Genomic DNA, 7,089 nt, shown 5'->3' on the forward strand with positions numbered 1-7,089 from the left:
TTTTATTTTTTAGTTACTTAACCTGAACATTTATTTTTTAGGTTGGCTATATTCTTTGTTATCTAACTCCACTGCTTCTTTTAAGCGCTCAAATACATCTGGCATTGCTGACACAACACGGTTCCAACTTGGTACAAATGGCGCTTCCATTGGGTTATCTAAAAATTGTTGCCCTGCATTCATAATATTTTGTGCAAACATTTCTACTGCTTTTTCTTCTTGATGCACATCAAGCGTTAAGCCATTCATTATTGCATCATTATGGTAGGTTTCTATGAAATCTAAACCAATACGGTAATACGTTGCTTTGAGTGAGCGAATAGTTTCACTGGTAAAAGTAACGCCTTGTGTTGCTAGCTTTCTAAATAAAGCTTTGGTTATATCAATCGACATCTTAGATAACCCAGCACTTTGATCATCAAGTGATAGTGCTTGGTGTTTGTGATCGTAGTTATCGGCGATATCTACTTGGCACAAACGATTATGTGAATAATTACGATACATTTCACTTAGTACGCCAATTTCTAATCCCCAATCACTTGGGATGCGAATGTCGTTTAATACATCACGCCTGAACGAAAACTCACCTGCTAATGGGTATCTAAATGAGTCCATGTATTCCAAATAGTCGCGGTTACCTAATATAGTTTTGAATGAACGCAGTAGTGGCGTTACTAATAAGCGTGATACACGGCCGTTAATTTTTCCGTTTGCTGTACGCGGGTAAAAGCCTTTACAAAATTCATAGTTAAAACGCGGATGCGCAACGGGGTAAATTAAGCGAGCAAGTAGGCTTCTGTCGTAGGTTAAAATATCGCAATCATGCAGCGCGATAGATTCTACTTCTGCTGTTGCTAGCTTATAACCCATGCAGTACCAAACATTTCGGCCTTTTCCAAGCTCTCTTGGCGCTACGCCTAGCTCTTGTAATTCTTTATCAAGAGCTTGTAAGCGCGGGCCGTCGTTCCAAAGTACTTTGTGGTTTTGATTTAACTCTTTAAAAAAACCAAGTGCATGGCGATACTGTGCTTCGTCAGCTCTATCTAGGCCAATAGTAATTTGCGATAAATACGGTACTTCACGCAACTCGCTAACTATATTTTGCAGCGCAGGGCCTTCTAACTCGCTAAATAACGATGGTAATATAAGCCCCATTGGACGCTGCTTACTAAACCCGATTAATTCTTTTTCTAGCTCTTCAATTGGTCGGTCAGCTATATTGTGTAATGTAGTAATTACGCCATTTTGGTAAAAATCAGCCATGAGATGTTTGCTCCTCAGTAATACTTAAAATACTGTTAATACAAGGTAGTGATGTTATTTCTTCAATCCAACCTAATGGTGCTGGCGATTGTGAATAGCGTGCCTTGTTATGTGACAATTTAACCGGTTTTTTGCTCGCCGGATTTGCAATAATAATGGCAATATTGGCTTGCTCTAACATTTGCTTATCGTTATCGCTATCGCCCAATGCTATGACTGTGAGAGGCTTTCTAAAGTGATGGGTAAACTGCTTAACTAACCACTGCTGTGCAGCGCTTTTGTCTGTATTTTTGGCAATATGAATAAAGCGCCCTCCTACTTTTATGTCGTAACCAAGCGCTTTAACATCTTCGACAAAGGTATTTAGTAAGTCATCATTGCCATACCAATAAAGTGGATCTGAGTAGTCTCGCGTTTGCGCACGCCTTGCTTGTTCGTCACTCAACCCTGTTAACTCAGAGATTTGTTCACCGGTTAAGTTACTAAATAATTTATAATGCGCTTTGTATTTAGAATCGAGCGACTCTAAATCACTTAATAAACGCGACAAAGGCTTAGCTAATGCAAAACACCAATAAGCGCCAACTTTTTTACAACCAATCGGTTTAAGTTCAAAGTAGTGATCGGGTATATAAACTGCAGCGCCATTTTCAACAATAAAAGGCTGTTGGATGTTTAATTCGTTTTTAATTTCAACCACTTCGCAAAATGTTTTACTGGTATTAAACACCACTGGGATATGTGCGTTTTGTAACTGTTGCAATAACACACTCACATTACTGGTGTTGTAATCGCTATGATCGAGTAAAGTGCCATCTAAATCGGTAAAAATAATTGGCTGAAGGGTGTCATCGCTAATTAAATGCATCCCACTTATATCGCGATTAGCATCAAGCTCAATCAGTGCGTTTGCTTTACTGCTCAAAGTATTTAAATTTTCGCGTGTAATACGCTCAAAATGAGAAATAAACCACACTAACTGCGCATTAGTCATTGTGCCTGATCCTGCACCTTCTTTAGCAATTAGTTTTTGCTCTTGCTCTTGTCTCCATGTAAATACATCACTAAAGCTTGGCGCTTTAAGCATTACGGTGTAATCAATTTTATTAAAAATTGCTTTATACTCATTGGCTAAACAACTGTTTATACAACGACGCCACACGCCCTCCTTATCATGAAGCTGCTCCAACTCATTAAGCGGTTCACTCAATGAAAATAATGGCTGCGGCTCACTGCCTACACACCATCCTTCTAAAATAACAATATCGACAGGCGTTGAATTAGCTAACCATTCATTTTGAGAAACGCAATCATCAATGTGTTTATTAAAGCGTGGTAATGGCACATTTATATCACCTGCTAATAGCTGCGAAATAGTGCTATTCATCAACTCCGTGTCATGAGTACCTGGTACTCCACGAGTTGCAAATAGTGGATGAACATCCTCAGCAAGTTGTTTACGCGCTTGCTTAGCTAAATAAAAATCGTCAATAGATAATGCGACACTGTAAAGGGATGTGTTTTTAGAAAACCACGTAACTAAAAAATCAGCGAGTGTTGTTTTCCCTGAACCTTGGCATCCATTTATGGCAACAAAAATAGGAGTATTTGTTTTTTTAGATTCGAGGATGTCATGCGCGAGTGGAACAAAGTATTGCTCACTCAAATATTGATACTTTAAAGGCAGTTGGTGCTTTGCTAAAAACGGGGTTATATCCACAATATTGGCCTCTGACATAGTAACTCCTTGCATACAATACGTTCTGAAGGAGTAAATGCAGATACTAGACCAATATTTTTTTTGTATATTTTTTAATAGGTTAAAAAAATAGCGCATTTAAAATGCGCTATTATGGTGCAAACTAATTAGTTAATGTTCAAAATTAAGCCTCTACAGGCTCTGCTTTAGGTAATATTAAGTTAAGTACGATACCTAAGATGGCGCATAAACTTACGCCCTCCAAACTAAATTGGCTACCACCAACATGCATTCCTCCAATACCGCACACTAAAATAAGGGCAACAATGCTTAAGTTGCGCGGCGCAGTTAAATCATCTCCCGACTTAACCAGTGTATTTAGGCCAACAACGGCAATAGAACCAAAAAGTAGAATCATAATACCGCCCATTACAGGTACCGGTATTGTTTGCAGCCCAGCCCCCATTTTAGCGATAAACGCTAAAGCAATAGCAATAATGGCCGTCCACATCATTACTTTTGGATTAAAGTTTTTGGTAAGCATTACTGCCCCCGTTACTTCTGAGTAAGTAGTGTTAGGCGGGCCACCAAATAATGACGCGGCTGATGTAGCTAAGCCGTCACCAAACAAAGTACGGTGCAAGCCAGGCTTTTTCAAAAAGTCTTTGTTGGTTACTTGGCTAATCGCCATCATATCGCCAATGTGTTCAATGGCTGGCGCAATAGCCACAGGCACCATAAACAAAATAGCTTGCCATTTAAATTCTGGCCATGTGAAGTTAGGCACAGCGAACCATTGTGCATTACTTACTGCGTCAAATTGCACAACACCTAAAATAAGCGATAAGCCATACCCCGCTACAACCCCTGCCAGAATAGGAATAAGTTTAAATACGCCCCTTCCCCATACTGCAAAAACAAGCGTTACTAATAACGAAAACATCGAAATAAAAATAGCGTTATTGTAATCAATAATTTGAAGACTGCCGTCGCCACTTTTCCCCATCGCCATATTTACAGCAACAGGTGCAAGGGCTAAACCAATAACCATAATTACGGGGCCTACAACCACAGGTGGTAAAATTTTATGAAGCGTTGCTACGCCTTTAAATTTTACTAATAAGCTCAATAGCATATATGCAAAACCTGCCGCCATTAAGCCCCCCATTGTCGCGGGCACACCCCACATTTGCACGGCAGCAATAATAGGTGCAATAAAAGCAAATGAAGAGGCTAAAAATATAGGCACTTGACCTTTAGTCACTATCTGAAACAGCAAAGTACCAAACCCTGCTGTAAACAATGCCACACTCGGATCGAGCCCTGTTAATAGCGGCACAAGCACCAATGCACCAAATGCTACAAACAGCATTTGTGCACCCGTTAAAATGGTTTTTATAGAAAATGTGGCGTTATTTTGCACTGAACACTCCTAAACTGTACCGAATATTTTGTCGCCCGCATCACCTAAACCAGGCACTATGTACCCTTTTTCGTTCAGGTGGCTGTCTACTGATGCAGTAAATATTTCTACGTCTGGGTGAGCCTCAAGTGTTTTTGCAACGCCCTCAGGTGCTGCTACAAGTATAATAACTTTAATTTCTTTACAGCCTGCTTTTTTAAGCATGTCGATAGTGGCAATCATTGAGCCACCGGTTGCAAGCATTGGGTCAATTACTAGGCTCAAACGCTCGTCAATATTACCTACTAACTTTTCAAAATAAGGGATTGGCTCTAGCGTTTCTTCGTTACGTTGAAGACCTACAACACTAACCTTAGCGGCTGGTAGTAATTGCATTACACCGTCCATCATACCAAGGCCTGCACGTAAAATAGGCACTACTGTAATTTTTTTACCTTTAATGTGCTGCACATTTAATTTATTGCCGTCCCAACTGGTAATTTCATTATCTTCAAGTGGAAGGTTTTTAGTAGCTTCGTAGGTTAATAATGTGCCTACTTCAGAGCACAGTTCACGAAAGCTTTTAGTGCTAATGCCATATGCGCGCATTAAACCAAGTTTATGTTGAACAAGAGGATGAGTAATAACGTGAATAGCCATGATAAAAACCTACAGAGACAATAATTAGCGGTATTTTATATTAAAAAAGGTCATTTGACCTGTAATTTTAAAGGGATTTTCATATGCTGTGCAAAAATCTATTGCTTTGCTTGATATTTATGCAAGTGGCTAACACAGTCTGTTTATTAAATATAAGCTGCTAACCAGTTATTTACTTGCTTAAGCATATAGCTATTTATTTTTTGATGTTCAGGACTCCAGCCAACTAAAAACCGATAAAAGTCAGCCCATGCCGCAGGCCATAAAACGAGCCAATCGTCAGCTATTTTACCTGCTGGTGCTGTAGGGTGATAAATATTAATAACAGCCTTTAAATTATCAAAATAGTACACAAGGTAATCCTCAGCCCATTCGTGTAATTGTGCATCACTTAAGCAACTGGTCATAAGATACATTACATCAATTATCCCACTACCTGCACCTATATACTGAAAATCATAACCGAGTATTTTATCGCGCTCATTTGCTGCAAAGTTAGCAAGTTTTGCATCGCCATGAATCAGTGTTTTATACGCACAACTTTGTAGTTCCTCATCTATTTTATGTGCAAAATTTTTAATATCGGACTTTTCATTCGCGCTTGTTTTTAATTTATTAAACTCATCTGGCCGCGTACTTAAATGCCAATAATTGCCTTGCCGCCACAAGCCGTCAACAGGTTTGTTTAGGTTAAATGCATGAAAGTGCGCAAGCCACTTTAATATAGCTTTTATATGTTCGCTTTTCGCTTGAGTAAACCCATGCTTGGTAAAGTCTTTAAACACCAGCGCGTATTCATCATCTTTATTAATTGCGCTTATACATTCAATACTTTGCGCATGTACTGGTAAATGCTGGCTATAAAGCTTATAAAAAGTGTATTCAACGCTATAGGAATGCTGCTTTCTTTTAAGTGCAAATTCGCTTTGTTTAATTTTTGGATGGTTTATATAGCTAGGTATTTTAATCGCTTTAATAACACATGCCTCATCATCAAGCTGGCACTGCACAATACTGCCACAGCCACTCCAAAGGGATGTTAGCGTATCGCCAATTTCAATGTGCTTAAAATGAGGTTGTAATAAAGGAATGTAAAATGCCATGGTAAAAATAACTACTCGACTGTTTTTCTTAGTTTAACGCAGGCCCTTACCTTAAATATAGCCCTAGGAATATAATGACTCCCATATTAATTATATAAATGAATAAACATCTCAAGAAAAATATTAACTAGGAACAACAGGTATAAAAATATAGACACTAATATCAGTATGAACTACAATGAAAAAATGATAAGGATATCCTGGTGTATGAAAGAATTAATTCAAAAAACTTCTTCTATGAATAAAGCTTTAATTTTTGGACGTTTGAGCAAAGTAGGTTCCGGTGTACATTTTCTCTATAAAGTTTTTTTCAAGATCAGAAAGAAGCAAACGAGCTATATAAAGCAATTCTACCCTCTCTCAAAAGGACAATAACTGTTCAAGGTTATACTTCAGAAGAAAGTCAAGCTCTTATTGAAATCCTGATTAAATCAGCTCCTTTCGGTGCGAAAAGAAGAAACTTCAAAAGAAAGTATTTTAGTAACTCTATTGATTGGAAAAAACTGCCTGAAAACCCAGAAAAAATTCCTTATGGATACTGGTATTAAATCATGAAAGATAGACTTTTGTGGAAGCTGATTTTTGTTTTATCTCTTTTATTAACAATATACAGCATTAATAACAATCTCAAAATGCCTGTAATTGAAGGGAATGAAAAATCTAACCTCATAATGTGTGGGTTGTTTCTTTTCGATTTTTTTATCCTTCTAGGTAGTTTTGGTTATGCATTTAAAATAAAAATTTTGAATTCTATAATATGGAAAATAACGGCTATTGCTTATCCATTACTAATAATTTTAGAGACTGTTTTTGATTTTTATGCTGGTGGTTATTCAGTTTATGAAATGATAACTTATTCATTATTTGTACTTTTCCTTACTTGTATATTAGTTGCGCCCGTTATTATGTACATTGATGACTTCGAAGAAACTATTCCTAAAGATTAACATCTGTACCTATAG

7 protein-coding genes are annotated in these 7,089 nt (G+C 37.8%); 2 read left to right on the forward strand and 5 right to left on the reverse strand.

Annotated features, from left to right (window positions below):
* Nucleotides 1-30: 30 nt before the first annotated feature.
* The 5 genes from P20495_RS07060 to P20495_RS07040 form a co-directional block, all read right to left on the reverse strand.
* Complete coding sequence (locus P20495_RS07060; protein ID WP_008137237.1) at nt 31-1,263, reverse strand: hypothetical protein; 1,233 nt, start codon at nt 1,261-1,263, stop codon at nt 31-33.
* Complete coding sequence (locus P20495_RS07055) at nt 1,256-3,001, reverse strand: HAD-IIB family hydrolase (protein ID WP_008137239.1); 1,746 nt, start codon at nt 2,999-3,001, stop codon at nt 1,256-1,258. Before P20495_RS07055 ends, P20495_RS07060 begins: the two co-directional genes overlap by 8 nt.
* Before the next feature lie 145 nt (nt 3,002-3,146).
* Nucleotides 3,147-4,385 (reverse strand): uracil-xanthine permease family protein, encoded by a 1,239-nt coding sequence (locus P20495_RS07050; protein ID WP_007378877.1) that lies wholly within the window; start codon nt 4,383-4,385, stop codon nt 3,147-3,149.
* 9 nt (nt 4,386-4,394) lie between these two features.
* A complete protein-coding gene (gene upp / locus P20495_RS07045; RefSeq protein ID WP_007378878.1) occupies nt 4,395-5,024 on the reverse strand; it encodes a uracil phosphoribosyltransferase in 630 nt (209 codons plus the stop codon).
* Between the two features lie 146 nt (nt 5,025-5,170).
* Complete coding sequence (locus P20495_RS07040) at nt 5,171-6,127, reverse strand: phosphotransferase (protein WP_008137242.1); 957 nt, start codon at nt 6,125-6,127, stop codon at nt 5,171-5,173.
* A 207-nt stretch (nt 6,128-6,334) separates the two neighbouring features.
* Here P20495_RS07040 and P20495_RS22125 point away from each other — a divergent pair, with 207 nt between their 5' ends.
* On the forward strand, nt 6,335-6,502 hold the full coding sequence (locus tag P20495_RS22125) for a hypothetical protein (RefSeq protein ID WP_158308536.1): 168 nt from the start codon (nt 6,335-6,337) through the stop codon (nt 6,500-6,502).
* 176 nt (nt 6,503-6,678) lie between these two features.
* Complete coding sequence (locus P20495_RS07035) at nt 6,679-7,074, forward strand: hypothetical protein (protein WP_008137244.1); 396 nt, start codon at nt 6,679-6,681, stop codon at nt 7,072-7,074.
* Nucleotides 7,075-7,089: the final 15 nt, after the last annotated feature.

Origin of the sequence: Pseudoalteromonas sp. BSi20495 (assembly GCF_000241185.1) — a bacterium.
GTDB lineage: Bacteria > Pseudomonadota > Gammaproteobacteria > Enterobacterales > Alteromonadaceae > Pseudoalteromonas > Pseudoalteromonas fuliginea.